The organism is Coleofasciculus sp. C1-SOL-03 (assembly GCF_040220555.1).
GTDB lineage: Bacteria > Cyanobacteriota > Cyanobacteriia > Cyanobacteriales > Coleofasciculaceae > Coleofasciculus.
In genome coordinates this window covers 21,655-41,494 of sequence record NZ_JAVJUO010000217.1, presented here as the reverse complement: position 1 = coordinate 41,494, position 19,840 = coordinate 21,655, and the positions used below count along the sequence as shown (strand labels likewise).

General features: G+C 46.2%; 11 protein-coding genes. 4 read left to right on the top strand and 7 right to left on the bottom strand.

Going from position 1 to position 19,840, the window contains the following annotated elements; genetic code table 11:
* Nucleotides 1–2,803, top strand: a 2,803-nt coding sequence (locus RIE73_RS33205; RefSeq protein WP_446405223.1) for a beta strand repeat-containing protein, incomplete at its 5' end; no start/stop codon positions are given.
* 433 nt (nucleotides 2,804–3,236) lie between these two features.
* On the opposite strand, the gene RIE73_RS33200 is transcribed toward RIE73_RS33205, so the two are convergent.
* Nucleotides 3,237–5,690: a CHASE2 domain-containing protein gene (locus tag RIE73_RS33200; RefSeq protein WP_446405222.1), complete on the bottom strand. Its 2,454-nt coding sequence runs from the start codon at nucleotides 5,688–5,690 to the stop codon at nucleotides 3,237–3,239.
* Nucleotides 5,691–6,015: 325 nt separating this feature from the next.
* On the opposite strand from RIE73_RS33200, the gene RIE73_RS33195 reads away from it, so the two are divergent.
* Together RIE73_RS33195 and glyS are read left to right on the top strand one after the other, a co-directional pair.
* Nucleotides 6,016–6,603, top strand: coding sequence for a Uma2 family endonuclease (locus tag RIE73_RS33195; protein WP_446405221.1), 588 nt, complete (start codon nucleotides 6,016–6,018; stop codon nucleotides 6,601–6,603).
* Nucleotides 6,604–6,829: 226 nt separating this feature from the next.
* Nucleotides 6,830–8,974 carry a glycine--tRNA ligase subunit beta gene (gene glyS, locus RIE73_RS33190; protein ID WP_446405220.1) on the top strand — a complete coding sequence of 715 codons (2,145 nt, stop codon included), beginning with the start codon at nucleotides 6,830–6,832 and terminating at the stop codon, nucleotides 8,972–8,974.
* Nucleotides 8,975–9,019: 45 nt separating this feature from the next.
* Here glyS and RIE73_RS33185 read toward each other — a convergent pair whose 3' ends face one another.
* The 3 genes from RIE73_RS33185 to ftsH all read right to left on the bottom strand — a co-directional run bounded on the left by RIE73_RS33185 (nucleotide 9,020) and on the right by ftsH (nucleotide 14,118).
* On the bottom strand, nucleotides 9,020–11,152 hold the full coding sequence (locus RIE73_RS33185) for a DUF4114 domain-containing protein (protein WP_446405219.1): 2,133 nt from the start codon (nucleotides 11,150–11,152) through the stop codon (nucleotides 9,020–9,022).
* Between the two features lie 464 nt (nucleotides 11,153–11,616).
* Complete coding sequence (locus RIE73_RS33180) at nucleotides 11,617–12,033, bottom strand: hypothetical protein (protein ID WP_446405218.1); 417 nt, start codon at nucleotides 12,031–12,033, stop codon at nucleotides 11,617–11,619.
* A gap of 111 nt (nucleotides 12,034–12,144) precedes the next feature.
* Complete coding sequence (ftsH, locus tag RIE73_RS33175) at nucleotides 12,145–14,118, bottom strand: ATP-dependent zinc metalloprotease FtsH (protein ID WP_446405217.1); 1,974 nt, start codon at nucleotides 14,116–14,118, stop codon at nucleotides 12,145–12,147.
* A gap of 257 nt (nucleotides 14,119–14,375) precedes the next feature.
* Here ftsH and murD point away from each other — a divergent pair, with 257 nt between their 5' ends.
* Complete coding sequence (gene murD, locus RIE73_RS33170; protein WP_446405216.1) at nucleotides 14,376–15,791, top strand: UDP-N-acetylmuramoyl-L-alanine--D-glutamate ligase; 1,416 nt, start codon at nucleotides 14,376–14,378, stop codon at nucleotides 15,789–15,791.
* A gap of 384 nt (nucleotides 15,792–16,175) precedes the next feature.
* On the opposite strand, the gene amrS is transcribed toward murD, so the two are convergent.
* From amrS to RIE73_RS33155, 3 genes are all read right to left on the bottom strand, one after another.
* Nucleotides 16,176–17,249 carry an AmmeMemoRadiSam system radical SAM enzyme gene (gene amrS, locus RIE73_RS33165; protein WP_446405215.1) on the bottom strand — a complete coding sequence of 358 codons (1,074 nt, stop codon included), beginning with the start codon at nucleotides 17,247–17,249 and terminating at the stop codon, nucleotides 16,176–16,178.
* A 553-nt stretch (nucleotides 17,250–17,802) separates the two neighbouring features.
* The gene (locus tag RIE73_RS33160; RefSeq protein ID WP_446405214.1) at nucleotides 17,803–17,955 is read right to left on the bottom strand and encodes a hypothetical protein; all 153 of its coding nucleotides are present in this window, start codon (nucleotides 17,953–17,955) and stop codon (nucleotides 17,803–17,805) included.
* A 12-nt stretch (nucleotides 17,956–17,967) separates the two neighbouring features.
* A complete protein-coding gene (locus tag RIE73_RS33155) occupies nucleotides 17,968–19,629 on the bottom strand; it encodes an AAA-like domain-containing protein (RefSeq protein ID WP_446405213.1) in 1,662 nt (553 codons plus the stop codon).
* Between the last annotated feature and the right edge of the window lie 211 nt (nucleotides 19,630–19,840).

Here is a 19,840-nt window from a genome sequence, read left to right as displayed (position 1 = left end):
CGCAGGAGAAGGAGATGCGGGTCAGATAGTAATTCGGGCGACGGATAACCTCTTGTTGGATGGAGAAAATAGTCAAGGATTAAACAGTGGTGTTTTTAGTCGAGTGGAATCAGGAGTCACGGGAAATGCTGGGGGTGTGGATATTGAGACTGGCTCTTTAACTGCCACTAATGGCGCTCGCATTGATGCCTCTACTTTTGGAGAAGGAGATGCGGGTCAGGTGGTAATTCGGGCAACGGATAATCTCTTGTTGGATGGAGAAAATAGTCTAGGATTACCCAGTGGTATTTTTAGTCAAGTGCAGCCAGGAGCTAATGGAAATGCTGGGGGAGTGGACATTGAGAGTAGCTCTTTGAGTGCAATCAATGGCGCTCGAATTGATGCCTCTAGTTTTGGAGAAGGAGATGCGAGTCAGATAGTGATTCAGGCAACAGATAGCCTCTTATTAGATGGGGAAACTCGTCAAGGATTACCTAGTGGTATTTTTAGTCGAGTGGTATTGAGAGCTAAGGGAAATCCTGGGGGTGTAGACATTGAGACTGACTCTTTAACTGCTACCAATGGCGCTCAAATTTCTGCTGCTACCTTTGGAGAAGGAGATGCGGGTAAAGTCATAATTCGAGCAACGGATAGCCTTTTCTTCGATGGGGAAACTCGTCAAGGATTACCCAGTGGTGTTTTGAGTACAGTGTATCCGCAAGCCAAGGGAGATTCTAGGGGCGTGGACATTGAGACTGGCTCTTTAACCGCTACCAATGGCGCTCGAATTGTTACCTCTACCTTGGGAGAAGGAAATGCGGGTCAGATAGTGATTCGGGCAACAGATAGCATTTTATTCGATGGGGAAATTCGTCTAGGATTACCTAGTGGTGTTTTTAGTACAGTGGAATCAGGAGCCAACGGAAATTCTGGGAATGTGGATATTGAGAGTGACTCTTTAACCGCAATCAATGGCGCTCAAATTGATGCTAGTACTTCAGGAGAAGGAAATGGGGGTCAGATAGTGATTCGGGTAACAGATAGCCTTTTCTTTGATGGGGAAACTCGTCAAGGATTACCTAGTGGTGTTTTTAGTCGAGTGGAATCAGGAGCCAACGGAAATTCTGGGAATGTGGATATTGAGAGTGGCTCTTTAACCGCTACCAATGGCGCTCAAATTTCTGCCGCTACCTTTGGAGAAGGCAGTTCGGGTCAGATAGTGATTCGGGCAACGGATAGCATTTTATTGAATGGAGAAGCTAGTCGAGGATTCTCTAGTGGTATTGTGAGTACGGTGCATCTAGGAGCCACGGGAAACTCTAGGGGTGTAAACATTGAGAGTGGCTCTGTAACTGCCACCAATGGCGCTCGAATTACTGCCAGTACTGCAGGAGAAGGAAATGCGGGTCAGATAGTGATTCGGGCAACGGATAGGCTTTTGTTTGATGGGGAAGATAGTCAAGGATTCGCCAGTGGTGTTTTTAGTACAGTGCAGCCGGGAGCTAAGGGGAATTCTGGAGGAGTAGACATTGAGAGTGACTCTGTAACCGCTACTAATGGCGCTCAAATTTCTGCCGAAACCCAAAGTACGGGTAGGGCTGGAGGGGTAAGAATTTCTGCCACAGACTTTATCCAATTGATTGGGGATAGTGCTATCCGTGCTAATGCCACGGCGACAGGTGCTGCTGGAGATATTATCTTAAATACTCCGCAATTGACCCTGGAAAATGAGGCACAGATACTAGCATCCAATATCTCCAGTCGGAGTGAGGGTATTCTCCTAGAAGGCTTGGATACCTTGAGTGTTAGTAATAATAGTGCAATTTCGGCTTCGACTGAAACAGGTGTAGCCGGAAATTTAAGAATTAATCCTAACTCCAATCTGGCTAATTCAGTGCAAGTGAGTCATGATAGTCGCCTATCTGTAGAAGCGATTCAAGGTGGCACAGCCGGTGACTTAACCGTGAAAACCTCTCAGATGTCTGTCGAAGATGGGTCATCTGTAACCGTGAGTAGTCCTTCGGGACAAGCCGGAAATTTGACGATTTGGGCAAACTCCTTGGTTCTTGATGAAGGTCAACTCACGGCGGAAACTGGAACCAGTGGTGTAGAAGCTGGGGCGAATATCAGTTTGGGCGGCTTAGACACATTACTCATGAGGGATGAAAGCTTGATTTCTGCCAAAGCTTCTGGTGATGCCAATGGCGGTAATATCGATATTAACACCCTTTTTCTGTTAGTCCTGCCCCCAGAAGGTGTCAACGGCAGTGATATTATTGCTAGTGCTGAACGGGGTGATGGGGGTCGCATTATCATCACTGGTGAAGGCATTTTTGGCATTGAGGAACGTCCAGCTATTCCCGGCAATCGGACTAACGATATTGATGCCAGTTCTCAGTTTGGCAATCCCGGTCAAGTCATAACCAATGTACCCCTTGATCCCAGTCGAGGACTGACTCAATTACCCAGCACTTTTATTGACCCCTCTGGACAAATTAATCGGACTTGTGCCCCTAGTAATCGCCAGAATCAATTTATGGTTACGGGGCGAGGGGGTTTACCGGAAAACCCGACGGATTTAGTCAGTCCTGACTGGATACAAGATGATTTTGGCACGGTGATACCCAGGAAGGAAGATGACGAAACAGAAGGACAAGCAGACGAGGAGAATTCTTCTATTTCTCATCCTCCCAAACAGATTATTGAAGCTCAAGGTTGGATTATTGATGCTGAAGGTAATGTGGTGTTGACGGCTAATGTTCCCAATGGAACGCCTCAGGACGGTTGGCAAAATTCGGTCAATTGTCAGGTTTCTGCCCCGTAGAGACTCCTCATGCTACGTCTCTACAATTGACAGGATTGCTGATTCTTTCTTTAACCTACCTATTCTGGTATTGCACCCTTTATTATAGGCTTGTACAGTGGATTGAGACAGGAAATATGAGCAATTAGAATGACGGCAAAGGAACCGTAGGGGCGCACCGACGTGCGCCCGAACAACCTACCAATTTAAGTCGAATGTAACGCTTCTTAAGGCTGGTGGGCAATGCCCACCCTACGGTATATCTAGAACACTAATCGCGTGGCACAGCTAAAATGGTGGCATAGATTTTGCAAATTTTCTGGGCGCACGCCATGCGCCCCTACAATTCTAATCCACAAAATTAGTGTGCAACGCCACTACAATTTTGCAATGGTTTGGTGGGTGGCGAAGAGGACGCCCTGACAAACATTGAAGATAATAAAAGATAGATGAGTCAATCTGAAGAAAACTGACGCAAATAATAAAACATCGCTGCGATTTCTGGAGGAATACCAGTAAACCGAATATCGAAACCTCTGGGATTATCTACCGATTTCTCCACAACTTTCCCGTAAATATCTCCCAATTCCTTTGCCTTGTGGGTTCCTGTGACTAAATTAATCTTGAGGTTACTGAACAATTCCACAGACTGTTGGATGTGAATCTCAGCTCCATGAGTTGATAATTTGACAATCGCCCCGTGACCGACTATTTCCCCTAAATATTTCCCCTCTAAAACTGTGTACTGTATTTTGATTTCCTTCACTAAAACGACCAAATCTGCTTCCGGTTTCGGCAAAAATAAATTAAACTTACCGCCAATTCCACCAATCTCATAAACCGTAATCGGCTCAAAAAAGCCTTTCGGGTGAACCTTAAATTTGCCATCAACCCTGAGAAGTGAACCTACCTGCTTAAACAGATACTCAGAAATTAAAATTTGTCCGCCAACGGTATAGGACTCAATCCGAGACGCCAAGTTAACCGGACTACCAATAATCGCATACTTTGCCCGTTTTTGTGACCCAATATTCCCGGCTAATACATCTCCCCCATGAATACCAATCCCCATTTCTAAGGTGGGCAAATCTAGGGTGTCATTGTACTGATTAACATCCGCCATCGCCAACTGCATGGCAATCCCACAAGCGATCGCGCGTTGGCAATCGTCCTCTCGTTCAATCGGCGCACCAAATATAACCAGCATCCCATCGCCCATGATCTCACTAATCACACCCTGATACTGGTCAATCACATCCGTCATCACCTGCAAGTAATGGTTAATGACCATCATGCCTGTTTTCGGCGACATTCGTTGGGAAATTGCTGAAAATCCCCTTAAATCGGAAAATAAAACCGTAACCTGGCGGTTTTCTCCACCCAACTGCAATCCTTGAGGTGTCTCCAGCAAATTCTCCACCACCGCATCCGTGACATAGCGACCAAATATGCGGCGCATCTGACCTGCACCATAAGCCACATACCCAATAATCGCGATCGCAGACCCGGTTAACCCCAGAATCGGCGGCACCAGGGGAATCCACCATCCCTGCAAAAACGCCCAGTAACAGCCGCCAACCAAGCCACCTGCAACGAAAATAAGACTGACCACCTTAACAGGCGATCGCAGCGTCACACCCCCCCGATAGCGCTGTCCCCAGGTCAATATCGCCCCGACTACCGTCCAAGCTACAATCCACAGGATTTCCCAGGGTTCCGACCAAACCTGAATCAGGGGACGTCCCTCTAACGCCGCACTCACCATCTGACTCACCACATCTGCATGAATTTCCACCCCCGTTGATCGATTCACCAACCCGTGACTATAGGGGGTGAAAAAGTGATCGGCGACACTTTCAGCGGTGACTCCAATCAAAACAATGCGTCCTGCCAAAGCAGCGCCGGAGGCATCGCGTCCCCAATCCTTTGGTAGTTTTCCCGCTAGGACATCCGTGAACGAAACTGACTGAAACCCTTGGCTGAGATTGCGAAAATTAGAGATGATCTGAAATCCACCTGCATCGGTGCGAACATAGCCTCCATCATTCTGATTGAAACGGGTAAAAACAGCTTTGCCCAACCGATACTGAGTTCCTTGATCATCTATTGGCTCAAGCGTAATCCCTTCTGCCTCTAAATAGGTCAAAGCCAACATCGTACTAAAACTAGGGATAATGTCACCAGATTGAGTTCCCAGAGACAGTAAACTGCGACGAACTTTACCATCACTATCCACAACCAAATCATTTGCGCCAATCTGACCCAATTCGTTCAGGATTGGTGGTGGATTAACTGCCGTTCCCTCAGCATCTCCGGCTACCTTACGAATCCCAATCAAATTCGGCGTCGATTGAAAAACTTCGACCAATTCCTGATGCCCAGGTTCTACAGGTAAATCCCGATATAGATCCAAACCGATGGCTCTGGGTTGTTGTTGTTTGAGCCTATTTAGTAATTGGGCAAGGGTTTGATCAGAGGGGGGCCAGTTGCCGAGTTTTTGGATATCCTGTTCATCAATCTCAACAATCACAATCCGCGAGTCCACCGCTTCAGGGGGACGCCAACGAAAAAATTGATCCAAGGCGGCGAGTTCTAGTTCTTGCAGCCATCCCGCCCAGCGTAACCCGATGATGACTCCGGCTACAGTAGGAGCAGCAATAAACACACCCCGCCATTGCCAGAGTTGTTTTCTCAGCGTTGCCCACATACACTCAATCGACTCCTGCAAAGAGACAGGTTTAGCTTTTATCTTAGCTTCTAAGTTGTCGGATAAAATGAAAGTTAACGGTTGAGATGAGGCAACAGGGAATAGGGAATAGGGAATAGGGAATAGGGAATGGGGAATGGTTGTAGTGCGAGCGTCTCGCTCGCTATTGTGTATTTGTCTTCCTAATGTGAGGTTACTCAACCCTTCGGGTTCTCCTCTAGAGTACGAGAAGGCTTCGTCTTAAACTGATAAGTGAATAGGTGAAAATAAATTCAACCATATTAAGTTATGTAAAATCAACTCAAATCCTTACATAAAGGTAGCTTGCTTGGCGCTCCCTTGAGTAAGCTGTCATGCATTTAAATTGGGTATTAGTAGCGAGCAAGATGCTCGCACTACAAGGATTGCGCCATTCTTATTAATATTAAGGTTTAAATGCCGAACAGCTTATGACAAATGACAAATGACGAATGACAAATGACGATCACCACCGTTAACTTTAACAATCTCTACCTACTTAAAACTGATGCCAATAAGCCAACACGAAACCCAAATCCCCCTACACCTGTGGACAGTTGAAGACTATCACCGGATGGCAGAAGTGGGCATTTTATCACCCGATCAACCCGTCGAATTAATAGCCGGACAGATTATCCGAAAAATGAGTCCCCAAGGAACGCCCCATGCGACAGCCATTACCCTAACCCGATTGCTGTTAGACAATAACTTAAGACAACAAGTGCTAGTCAGGACACAACTTCCCGTAACATTAAGCGATCGCTCAGAACCCGAACCCGATGTGGCGGTGGTTATGCCCGATGTCTTACGCTACCTGGATCATCACCCTCACCCCTCAGAAATTTATCTGATTATTGAAGTTGCCGATAGAACACTCAATACAGACTGCGGTATCAAGGCAAATGATTATGCCAACTCTGACATTCAAGAGTATTGGGTGCTAAACCTCAAGCAACGTCAACTGCACGTTTTTCGAGAACCAACTCCACAAGGGTATCAGCGAGAGATAATCCTGGCGGAAAATGATCGGATTTCTCCATTACAGTTTCCGAATTTGAGCATCGAAGTAGGGGTTTGGTTCCCAAACCCCTGGTAGGTTCCCAAACCCCGATTCCCAAACCCCTGGTAGGTTCCCAAACCCCGATTCCCAAACCCCGATTCCCAAACCCCTGGTAGGTTCCCAAACCCCTGGTAGGTTCCCAAACCCCTCACGGTGAGGATGTCGAGAATAGGGTTAAACTAGGAAAACTGGCAGCCACTAGACTCTGCTAGCCGTTCATCCTACTCACACCCAACCCTTGTCCACGAAGCGCGATCGCATTATGCCCACATTCTTATTGGAAGTCGGTACAGAAGAATTACCCGCAAATTTCGTCGAGAGTGCGATTCAACAATGGCAGTCGCGCCTGTCACAAAGCCTTGATGAACACCTGCTGACTCCTGACAGTATCCAGGTGTACGGCACACCTCGCCGTGTAGCGGTACTGATTCAGGGATTACCCCGCCAACAACCCGATCGCGAAGAAGACGTCAAGGGTCCACCTGTCAAAGCCGCGTTTAAAGACGGGAAACCCACCAAAGCCGCTGAAGGGTTTGCCCGCAAACAGGGCGTTAGCCTGGATGATTTAGAAATCCGAGAGACAAAGAAAGGGGAATTTGTCTTTGTTGTCAAGAAAATAATTGGTCGTTCGGCGATTGAAATTCTCCCCGAAGTCATCCCCCAGTGGATTTTTGGTTTAGAAGGGAAGCGGTTTATGTGTTGGGGGGATGGAGACTTGAAGTTTTCTCGCCCGATTCGCTGGTTGGTGGCGCTGCTGGATGATACAGTGTTGCCAATTGAATTAGTTAATGGTTCCGAAACGATAAACAGCGATCGCACATCCCGTGGACATCGGATCTTACACCCAGACTCGGTAACCCTTACCCAGGCTGAGGACTATGTGAAATCCCTAGAATCAGCCTTTGTGATTGTAGAACGCGATCGCCGCAAACAAATCATCAAAGACCAAGTTCAGTCAGCCGCGCAAAAACTCAACGGTCATACCCAACTCTATGAGGAATTATGGGATGAAGTCACAGATTTAGTCGAATATCCCACCGCTATTGTCGGTCAATTTGACGCCGAATACTTAATCCTACCGCCAGAGGTAGTGAAAACAGTAATGGTAACCCATCAGCGTTACTTCCCAGTCTTTAAGGATGAAACAGCGACCGAATTACTCCCTCATTTTATTACCCTGTCCAATGGTGATCCAGAAAAATCTGAGATTATCGCCGCCGGAAATGAACGAGTGATTCGCGCCCGTTTAGCAGATGGCGAGTATTTCTATAAAACAGACTTAGCCTCACCCCTAGCCCATTATTTACCCAAGTTAGAAACCGTAACCTTTCAAGATGAATTAGGTTCCATGCGTCAGAAGGTAGGGCGCATCGAAAAAACCGCCTCACGGATTGCCGAACAATTAGCAGTGTCACAGACACAATGGGATGATATTATTCGCGCCGCCGCTCTTTGTAAAGCAGATCTCGTCACCCAAATGGTCTATGAGTTCCCTGAATTACAGGGTGTCATGGGACAAAAGTATGCTCTGGCGAGTGGTGAATCTGAGGCGGTAGCCACCGCGATTTTTGAGCATTATTTACCCAGAGGTGCTGGGGACAAGTTACCAGAAACATTAATCGGTCAAGTGGTGGGATTGGCGGATCGCCTAGATACATTGGTGAGTATCTTTGGCTTAGGCATGATTCCCACGGGTTCCTCTGACCCCTTTGCCTTGCGCCGTGCCGCGAATGCGGTGGTTAATATTACTTGGGAGGGAAATTTAGCGATTAATTTAGAGCAGCTATTGCAAGATGTTTCTGCTGATTTTGTCGCCGCTTATTCGGGAAAATCATCGCCCGTTGAAGCCTTACAAGAGTTTTTCATCCAACGGATTCGCACCTTGCTGCAAGACGAAAAGATGATTGATTATGACTTGGTGAATGCGGTGCTAGGAGAGAACGATCGCGAGTATACCCAACGAGCATTAAAAGACGTATTAGATGTTCGCGATCGCGCTTTGTTCCTGCAAGGAATTCGGAATAATGGAAAACTAGATGAAATCTACGAAACGGTGAACCGTTCGGCGCGATTGTCGATGCAAGGAGACTTAGATTTCCAACAGTTAGATCCCAAAGCGGTTGTGCGTCCCGATTTGTTTGAAAAATCAAGTGAACCTGCTTTTTATGAGGCATTAGTTGAATTAGTTCCCCGTACTCAAGCCGCACAACAAGAGCGTAATTATCAGCAAATTGTTGATGCATTAGCAGAAGTTACGCCAATTGTGAGTACCTTCTTTGATGATAAGGAAGCTGGGGTGATGGTGATGGACGAAAATCCAGAGATTCGGCGCAATCGGCTGAACCTATTGGGGTTACTGCGGAACCACGCCCGGGTATTGGCAGAATTTGGCGCGATCGTCAAGTAGAGACGCGCCATGGCGCGTCTCTACAACCCAATCGGGTCAGAAAATTTAGGCAACCGTTAAATCAACCTCGAAGGTGATATCATCATGATCTAAGTCACCACCCCCAAATAAATCTTCAAAGCCAAACTTATTCTCACCCAGTAGACGGACATGATCTTTCCCATCAGGATTTGCGCCTAAATAGGCAAAGTAGGCAGTGGGATCTGCATAACCAAGGCGCTGATTATTTGGATTGGTTTCCAGCCATTCTTCTGTCGTACCATTAGCAATAATGTAAGGCGCTAAAATGGTTCCTGGCTGGAATTCTGCTTCAAATATTCCGGTATTTCGGTTCATGTCGCCAACAACTTGTTGGCTGAAAGCCGCTTCAGCATACCCTGCCTCATCTGGACTAATCAGTTCACCCGTTACTTTATCTTTCACATCTCCTTGCTCATTTTCAACGGCATAAAAACCGACAGAATTGTCAAAGCCAGCATTATTCTCAATATTGAAAAACTTAGCTGATACTGGACTGGTTTGATCTTGCAAGTCGATGAGTTCAGGTTCCCCGTCAGTGATTAGGATGGAGTCATTTTGGGCAGGTGTAGTATCCTGATTATTGCCATCAAAACTCAAGGGTTCGTCTACCTCAGTCGTTTGATCAGCAACCGCTGCGACTAATTGGAGTTCATTATTGCTCACACTATTACCGCCTGCTGTCGGCGCCAGTGTAGATCCGCCTGTCACCTCTGGATTGCCCGGTATCGGGGCGGTTTGTACAGCACCTCCATTATCGGTAAAGGCTCCTAATTCAGGGTCTAGCAGCTTGGCTTTAGCTGTTATTTTCGTATCGTTAGGATTGGGATCTTCTGACTGAAAATTACCGCCCCCATCACTAAATACTTTACCGGTGTGATGGTAAATATTCCACTTGTTGCCACCATTATTGGCTAAGTTATCGGCAACTAGGGTCTTTTTGAGGGTAACATTATTGCCACCGCCCCAGAATCCTCCACCTTGCCATCCCGCATAATTATTGGCAATTGTGGTGCTAGTAATCTTCGTTTTGCCAGAACCATTCCCTAAGAGGATTGCTCCTCCCAAACCCTTCTTACCATTGGTTGACTTGGCTTCATTGCCGTAGAAAATACTGTTGTCAATCGTGACCGGGGATTTCTCTCCTGTCCACAAACCACCGCCTTGCACCAGCGCCCGATTATCAGCAAAGGTGGTGTTACCCACGGTCAATTTACTATTCCCGTGCCGCACTCCACCGCCAAGAGCATCACCTTTGGCATCTTTGATCACCTGATTATCGATGATTGTGCTATCTTCAATAATCACTTCGTCGCCCGGATAGGCGTATAAAAACAGTCCTCCTCCTTGTCCGGCTCCTTTGTTACCCTCAAACCGACTATTACGAATCTCAATTTTACCCTTGGTACTGTTATCACTGGTTGCGGAAGCACCATCGGTAAAAATTGCACCACCATAGCCCTTTGTATGGGGACCAAGGGGACCACCGGGAGTAGAGTCATTATCGGTGAAGGTGGAGTTTTCGACGATTAATCCCCCCAAAACGGTGTTAATCGCCCCACCATTGGTTCCGGTATTTTCCGTAAACTCACTATCTTTGACGGTGAGAGAACTTTCACTACCAACGGCGATCGCACCACCACCTCGTTCACTCTTACCGGTCTGACTATTTCCCGATGTGCTATTATTCTCAAACTCAGAGTCAATTACACTCGTGCTACTGCGCCAACCGGCAAAGATGGCACCACCTCCTTCACCGTTAGCATGATTATTCCGAAATTCGCTATCTTCTACCGTTAGTGTGGTGTGACTTTCTGTCCGAATTCCAGCCCCAGCGCCGTCTTCACCTTTTTCCGTCGTTTTGCCATTGGCGATGATCAGATTCTTTAGGGTAACCTCTACAGCTCCCCCTGTTGGATCATCTTGAATAAAAAACACACGAGAGGCGTTATTTCCACTGATGGCTAAACCTTTAGCCTTAGACCCATCAATCGTTAGGTCTTTATCAATTTCGAGTTGACCACTGGTCAGCTTAATGGTCTTATTTTTCAGACGAGAGGCAAATTTAATTGTATCTCCTGACTGGGCTTGCGCGATCGCATCTCTTAAGGAACCTTGTCCGCTGTCTTTCCGGTTTTGAACCGTGAACACTTGTGACATTGTTTGTTCTCCAAGACTATTTGACTAAAGTGCTACTTGAAGCCTATTATTTTTCTGCGAAATGGTTAGCAAACCCCTGATCCAGTAATCGTTGAATTTGCTGTATTTTTTTCTGACAGCAGGGTTTCAACTTAACATCGTGCTGTCTATTTGATTTGAATAGATTGTCATCACGATGTTCTCTACCTTGTTCCATTAATAGAGCCTTATTAGCGAATTAGGCAAGCAAGTTAACAATACTTAACATTTGTTTTGGTTTTGTTTGATTGGTGAAACAATACTATTTGCTTTTGTTTTTTTAGTCTACAAAAAAAACGTTTTCTCAGAATTAGACAACTGAGGTATTTTCTCTCAATAAAAATAGATAAATTATCGATGTAAATAGTAAAATAAGTTCCCTATAAAAATAAAATACTTGTTTCCAGGGAACCTAATTCAATTTATTTCGCGACTAAATACAACCTTTACAAGTCCTCTAGCTGCAACGGTTCTCGTATTTGTTGCTGGAATAACTGCTGTTGTAGCGATGGCGGCTGTTGCAACAGTTGTCGAATTTCTTGTTCGGCTTTCTGTTGCAAATTTTCAGTCTGAGCCGATTCTAATTGTAAAAATAAATACAAAAAGGGCTGTTCTCGCTGAAGGCGTTGTTGAAATTGTCGCAGTTGTGCCGGGTTGGTGAGTTGCTCAATACTGGAGGGAAGTTGTTGCTCCAATAGGGGTTGTGCCTTCGTGGGTAGTGTCCAACTCAGTAGGGTTAAACCCATTGCTGCTGCCAGACGTTTAAAAGAAATGTTTGTAGTCAGCGCTTTAGCGCTTCTGGCACTAAAGTGCCTACTACGAACCCAGCTTAAGTCAGCGACATTCATTTTAAGAGTCTTCATGCCAAGCCTTGTTTGATGTCAAGGAAAATCATTCGATGACCTTCGACATTATACATGTAGAGAGGTTTTAGGGGAACGTCCCGACAAAATTTGTAGAGACGTAGCCAAATCCTAATTCATCGACGGCAATAAATCCTGATGTTCAGGCAGTTTCCCAGTTCGCAACCATTCATCCAATCCCTTGGGTGGCTGCATCTGTTCTAACTTTTCCAGAAGGGCTTGCGCTTCTAAGACTTCTTCTTGAAGCAAAACCTGGGCGGTTTGTTCCAAAATCTCTCGATTATCGTCAAGAATCTTCAGCGCCATTTGGTGAGCACCATCCACCATCGCTTTCACTTCTTGGTCAATCGCTTCGGCGACTTGGGGACTGATTGAACGACGCGGACTGCCCATTCCAGCCAGGAACTGAGATTGGGGCTTATCAAAGGCGATCGGTCCTAGTTTATCACTCATGCCATAGATAGTGACAAATCGTTCTGCCATATCCGTCGCCTTCTGAATGTCATCACTGGCACCTGTCGATACTTTGCCAAACACTAACTCTTCGGCTGAACGTCCCGCCAGCATAATCGCAATGCGACCGCGAATTTCATCTTCACCGACTAAAAAGCGGTCTTCTTCTGGCAGTTGCAAGGTGTAGCCTAAAGCACCGACACCACGGGGTACAATTGATATTTTCTCGACAGTACCCGCTCCCGGTATTAGGGAACCGACTAAAGCATGACCCGTTTCGTGATACGCTACTGTCTTTTTCTCTGTATCCGTTAGCACACGAGATTTTTTCTTCAATCCAGCGATGACTCGTTCAATCGCTTCATTAAAATCTGCCATAGTCACGGTATCCTGGTTTTGGCGTGCTGCCAGCAGTGCCGCTTCATTCACTAAGTTGGCTAAATCAGCCCCAGCAAAACCGGGTGTCCGAATCGCCAGCTTATCTAAGTCCACATCGTCGGCTAGTTTCACATTGGGGACATGCACCGCTAAAATTGCCTTGCGTCCAATCTTATCCGGACGGTCTACGACAACCTGTCGGTCAAAGCGACCCGGACGTTGAAGCGCTGGGTCGAGGACTTCGGGACGGTTGGTTGCTGCAATCAGAATAATACCGATATTCGGCTCAAACCCATCCATTTCATTTAAGAGTTGGTTCAGGGTTTGTTCCCGTTCATCATTGGTGCCACCAATCATGGAATTGCCACCCCCACGGGATTTTCCTAAGGCGTCTAATTCGTCAATAAAGACAATACAGGGAGCATTTTCTTTTGCCTGTTTAAACAAATCGCGTACACGAGACGCACCAACTCCGACGAATAATTCAATGAACTCAGAACCCGAGAGACTGAAAAAGGGAACATTGGCTTCACCCGCAACGGCTCTAGCTAATAAGGTTTTGCCTGTACCCGGAGGACCAATGAGTAAAATTCCTTTGGGAAACTTGGCACCTAAACGGGTGTATTTTTGGGAATTTTTGAGGAAGTCGATAACTTCTTGGAGTTCGGCTTTGGCTTCATCAACCCCAGCGACATCATCAAATTTAACACCTGTTCGACCTTCAGAATATATACGGGCTTTACTTTTGCCCACATTGAAAGCGGCTGGTCCTCCAGCACCTCCTCCCCCAGCCGCACGGCGCAATAACCATATCCAAAAGCCGAAGAATAGAAGCAGCATGACCAGCCAACTCAGGAAGCCACCGATTCCGCCATCTGTTTCAGCGAGTGAGCCGGTAAACTCGACATCATGCTGTCGCAGAATTTCGACTAATTTCTGATCCTGGGGAACGGGTGTTGTCTCGAAACTACGAGACTCTTGGGATTCGGATGTTGCACCTTCTTTAAGTTGATAACGAATTTGCTCTCGACCAATCGTCGCTTGCTCAACTTTATCGGCTTGGACTTGTTCGAGAAATTGACTGTAAGGAACCTGTCGGCGGTTAGCACCGAGATTAGGGAGCAGACCAAAATTGATCAGTAAGACAGTGGCGGCGAGGAGAAGTAAGCTCGTACCATACTGTTTAACCCAGGAGCGTTTTTGTTCAGATGGTTTATTGGTGTTGTCGTTGGAGTTGTTATTGTCAACAGGCATAAGAATTCGCTAAAACAGAAATTGTCATCGATGATACGATTGAAATTACAACCGGACATGATCAAAAAAGTTAGGAAAATTGGTCACGATAACCTGTAATTCCCAATGCATGACGGCGGATGTCTCTTTCAATCTCGCACTTCACCCGGAATCCGACAGCTATCTTCTGGTAGAATTATTAGTCCCTGGACTGTAGAGACGTTGCATGCAACGTCTCTACATGGTAATTAGATTTAAGAACGAACCATCATCAGGTTATGCCCAACGCTCACGTCATTGGTCTGGGACGCTCCGGAATAGCCGCCGCACGACTCCTGAAACAGGAAGGGTGGACGGTGACAGTCAGTGATAGCAAAACCTCTGAATCTTTACAACAGCAACAACAAGCGCTGACTGCTCAGGGAATTACGGTTAAACTGGGCTATTCGCTCACTCTGGGCGATAGGGATTTACCTGAACTGATTGTGGTGAGTCCTGGTGTTCCTTGGGATATTCCGGTTTTAATTGAAGCCAGGAATCGCGGGATTGATACAATTGGCGAGATGGAACTGGCTTGGCGTTATCTCAAATCTTCTCCTTGGGTTGGGATTACGGGGACGAATGGTAAAACCACGACAACGGCTTTGATTGCAGCTATTTTTCAAGCGGCGGGGTTCCATGCACCTGCCTGTGGTAATATCGGCTATGCGGCTTGTGAATTGGCTTTGAAGCAGCAGGGGAGCCAGGGAGCAGAGGAGCCGGGGAGCAGAGGAAGGGAGAATGCCTCCATCCCTAATTCCCAATCCCAAATTGACTGGGTTATTGCAGAAATTAGTAGTTATCAAATTGAGTCGTCACGGGAGTTAGCCCCAACGATTGGGGTTTGGACAACCTTTACGCCTGATCACTTGAACCGCCACAAGACCCTGGAAAACTACTACAATATTAAAGCCAAGCTGCTGTCGCGATCGCACGATCAAGTCTTTAACGGTGATGACCCCTATTTACGTCAGTTGGGAACCACTCATTGGTCAAAGGCTTACTGGACAAGCGTCAAGGGACGTGACGCGACGCCTCGTCCCTGGGTGTATATTGAAAATGGCTGGGTGATGGTGGAATCGGAACCGATTCTTCCTGTAGACTCCTTGCGGATGGTGGGACATCACAATCAGCAGAATTTACTCATGGCAGTCGCAGCAGCGCGGTTAGCTGGAATTGAGAAACAGGCGATTGTTGAGGCAATTACTAATTTTCCCGGTGTTCCTCACCGCCTCGAACATATTATCACCTGGCAGGGAATTGATTTTATTAATGATAGTAAAGCCACGAACTACGATGCGGCGCAAGTGGGATTAGCGGCGGTTGATAGTCCGGCTATTTTAATTGCGGGGGGTGAAGCCAAAGCGGGTGATGATACGCAATGGTTGAATACGATACAAGCAAAAGCGGCGGCTGTTTTACTGATTGGTGAGGCAGCATCTGCATTTGCCCAGCGCTTACAGGAAGTTGGTTATTTCCGTTACGAAATTGTGGAAACCCTGGCAAGAGCCATCCCTAGAGCCGCCGAATTAGCACAACAAGATAATGCGCGTGTGGTTTTGCTGTCACCTGCTTGTGCAAGCTTTGACCAATATCAAAGTTTTGAACACCGAGGTGATGACTTCCGTCGGCACTGTTTGCAAGTTTTCGGATAAGCCATACCCTACCTAGGGTCTGCTGAATAAATCGTGTGGTGGGGATAGGCAATGGGCAATGGTTTCAACCCTCTGTCGAGGTACAATTCAGCGCTTAGGTCGGCTGGCAATCTTAGGATTTGGTATGATATAGCAACCGCCATAGCTGTTAGGACATATCATTTATGTAGAGACGTTGCATGCAACGTCTCTACAATGATTCCTGCTATATTATGTCCGCCGAAATAACCGTTATATCCTTCTTCCTTGCAACCTTGCTCTTTCCCCTTTCCCTTGGAGCCTTCTGCCTTCTGCCTTCTGCCTTGTCTATGCCTAAATGTGAGTATTCAACCGGACATGATATGACACTCTACCTACCCTTCAAGTCGCTTTTTCCGCAAGTCCCTAAACCCGTATCGGTAAGCGTTTCGCGCCCCAGTTACCCGCTTTTTCCTCAAAGACGCCGGGAATCTCCTGAGAACAAAAGCCGCAGTGGTTGCCATTGAGATTATATTGCCCAAGTTCGTACCAGTCGCGCTCGATTAATACCTTACCGCAGTTAGGGCAATAGGTACTCTCCTGGCGAACATCGTAAACATTACCAACGTAGGCAAAGTTAATTCCGGCAGCAATGGCTTGTTCTCGTGCCCGTTTCAGGGTTTCTTTTGGCGTTGGTGCTAGGTGTCTAAGCTTATAATCTGGATGAAACGCGGTGAAATGGATGGGTACGTCGGAACCAAGATTGGTAACAATCCAATCACACAAAGCATCGATTTCTTCAGGTGAGTCATTCTCTCCCGGAATCAGAAGAGTAGTAATCTCGAACCAAACATTGGTTTCGTGTTTGAGATAGTTCAGCGTTTCTAAGACAGGCTCAAGTCGTCCCTTGGCTAGCTTACGATAGAATTTGTCCGTGAAGCCTTTCAAGTCAATATTGGCAGCATCCATCCACTGATAAAACTCACGTCGCGGTTCAGGATTGATATAACCTGCGGTTACGGCTACGGTGGCAATTCCCTCGGCGCGGGCAATCTTGGCAATGTCGATGGCGTATTCTGCCCAAATTGTGGGGTCGTTGTAGGTAAAGGCAATACTGCGACAGCCTGTTCGTTTAGCAGCCGCGACAATTGCTTCTGGAGTGGCGATATCTGCCAAGGTATCCATTGTTTGACTTTTGGAGATATCCCAGTTTTGACAGAATTGACAGCCCAGGTTACAACCAGCCGTTCCTAATGATAATACAGGTGTTCCGGGTAAGAAATGGTTCAGGGGTTTTTTCTCAATCGGGTCGATACAGAATCCAGAACTGCGTCCGTAGGTGGTGAGTTCGAGATGTCCGTCCACATTCGCCCGCACGAAGCAAAACCCTCGGTCTCCTTCTCGAATGCGGCATTCTCGCGGACATAATGTGCAGGTGACTTCCCCGTTCTGAGAGTTTGGATGCCACCAGCGAGTAGAGGTTGTTGTTGCAATTCCCATTTTTGTGGTCGCTTTTTAGGCGGTTGTGTAGTAGTTTTCTCTGCCATTTTCATTATACAAAGCAGCGCTCCTAGCCAATAACGGAACGCTGCCTTATAAACTCCTGGATTATGGATTTCTTGAGGAGTTATTTTTATGATGACAAAGGATGCCCAGTTGGGGAGTGCGGTAATCTTGACCTTATTTTTATAATTTTCCGTATTGGCGTTGATGAAATGAGGCGATTGAGCCGGGAAATAAATTTTCTCAAAGCCCAGGCGAAAACCGTTACAACAAGATTTAGCCGGGAAATCAATTTCCTCAAAGCCAAGGCGCAAGGGAAAACGGGTTGGTTGTTCTCGCCATAAGATTTAGCCAGAGGCGAAAGCCGTTATAACGAGTTAGTCGTTCTCGCCACAAGATTTAGCCGGGAAATCAATTTCCGGCTTAAAGCTGAAACCCGTTAAAACGGGTTGGTAGAGGTAATGATTTTAAAGGGAGCGATCGCTCGTTTTATACACCCCATTAATTTGATGGCTATTAGGCAAGATATCGGGAATGATCTTTTCTGTTTTTACCTGGAAATTTTTGCTAACTCTCCTTTGACCCAATCCTTATTAAATATAGATTGATAAATTAAATTTTGAACCGTTAATTTACCATTACGCTCAACCACTAATCCTGATAAACATAATTCTTCCTGCTCAGGACTATCATCAGCTAACATTTCTCCTCTTTGTCAAATTTGCTGATAATAGCGAAGTAATGATTCTGCACCAATCTTATTACTTAGGAGTATGCGATCGCGAATAGTTCTCAGATGTTCAGGATGATCTTTTTCTTCCCAATTTTCAATAATTTGCGACCTGACTAAGTTGTTGATGTCCTGTGCTTCACTACCAGCAGGAATAGTATAGGTAATCATTTGGGTAATCCGACAAAGCTTTTGAGTTAAAAAAGGTTGACCGTTTGTCCATTTCAGAATTTCTCTGAGGACAGAGCGAGGCTTTTCTACTTTACCTTCTAATCCTCGTGTTAACACCATCGCTTCCTCTAGGCTAAAGCCACGTAATTCAATCGCTTGACCAATATTAAAAGGCGTTTTTGTTTTGTCTTGAATCAAATCAGAGGGCGTGGCTACACCCAACAGCGCAAACGTCAAACGCTTATACTCTGGATTCTGGTCATGTCTGTTATAGCAGGATTGGATTAGGGAAAAAAAATCATCAGTCGGAAAACTTAAGCTCAGTATACAATCAATTTCCTCGATAAAAATAACAATTGGTTGAGGAATAATAGCTAACAAGACTTCCTCAATAAACTCACCTAAGCGCTGTACAGGCGATAAAAATTCATGCTCTTGCCACCACTGTTTCCAATTGACCCGAGACGCCAATTGTAATTCACTGACTAAACGGTAAGCAATTGCCTTATACCATTGTCGTTCATTTGTCGGACGAACAATGCGAGTCAAATCAACCACCGGGCAGACAATTCCTGCAAGTTCTAACCGTTTCTTCGTTCGCACTCGTAAGCTAGATAGACCCATTTGTCGGGAATTGCAGACGTAACAAAATCTCCCTGCTTTCAACGCCTGATAAAGGTCTTGGTCTGCTTGACGCACGACATAACTGGTAGCATCCAGAGGTAAACTTCCGCCAACATGGTAAGAATATAAGGGAGGTTGTTTGGTAGAGGTCGGAACTAATGATGGTATCGGTAATTGTATCCCAATAATCTCCTCCTGACTACCATCTTCAAGCACTTTGTCAAATTTAGCTGTTGCATCGGCTATGTCACCAATGACAAAGCTTTTCATTGCCTGACTGTAACGCAGTAAGGGTTTAAATCCAAATTCCTCTAACGGTTCTGCATAGGTTTCTACTAATGAAGTTAGGCGTAATACCTCTGCTATATCTATGTTCTCTCTTTTCACACGTTCACTGAGAACCTCTGCCAATTTTCGCCCTGCTTCAGCAGGTTGCGTATACGCCAATGCCGTCCACTCCTGCGCTTCTCGTAAATCCTGCGTAGCCGGATCATCTTCAGTAAGCTGCTGCGCTACATAATCAATCAAAAATGCACCCAATTCCTCCAATCTTTGTTGCCCAAACTGTTCCTTCAATTCCCTGAGCAACAGATTGCGAACTGGAATATCCATCTCATACATATCATAGCCAACCTGCCGACATAAACGCGACAGCAATACCCGCGCTACCGCCGTCCAAGGTGTTTCCGGGATGAAGGTTGCCCAAATTTGGTAGAGTAAGTCAGGGGTGAGAACTAGAGGAAAGGCGGCGTGACAAGCTAGATTTAGATGGGCTTCCCCAAATTGTTTGGCAAACCCCACAATCCGCTCAACAGCGACTCGCTTTTCTCGTTCTTGGTTCGTTGTTGCCATGATTTTGATTGGGGATTGGGATTGGGAATTGAGGCAGACACAATACTGACTAATAGTATAAGCTAGCTTTGGTAAGCTATGATAACCTTGAGTAATAGTGCGTTAAGCTGTTCGGCATTTAAACCTTAATGTCAATAATAGCGAAAGCCTTGCCGTAGAGCGAGCATCTTGCTCGCTACTAATGCCCAATTTAAATGCATGACAGCTTACG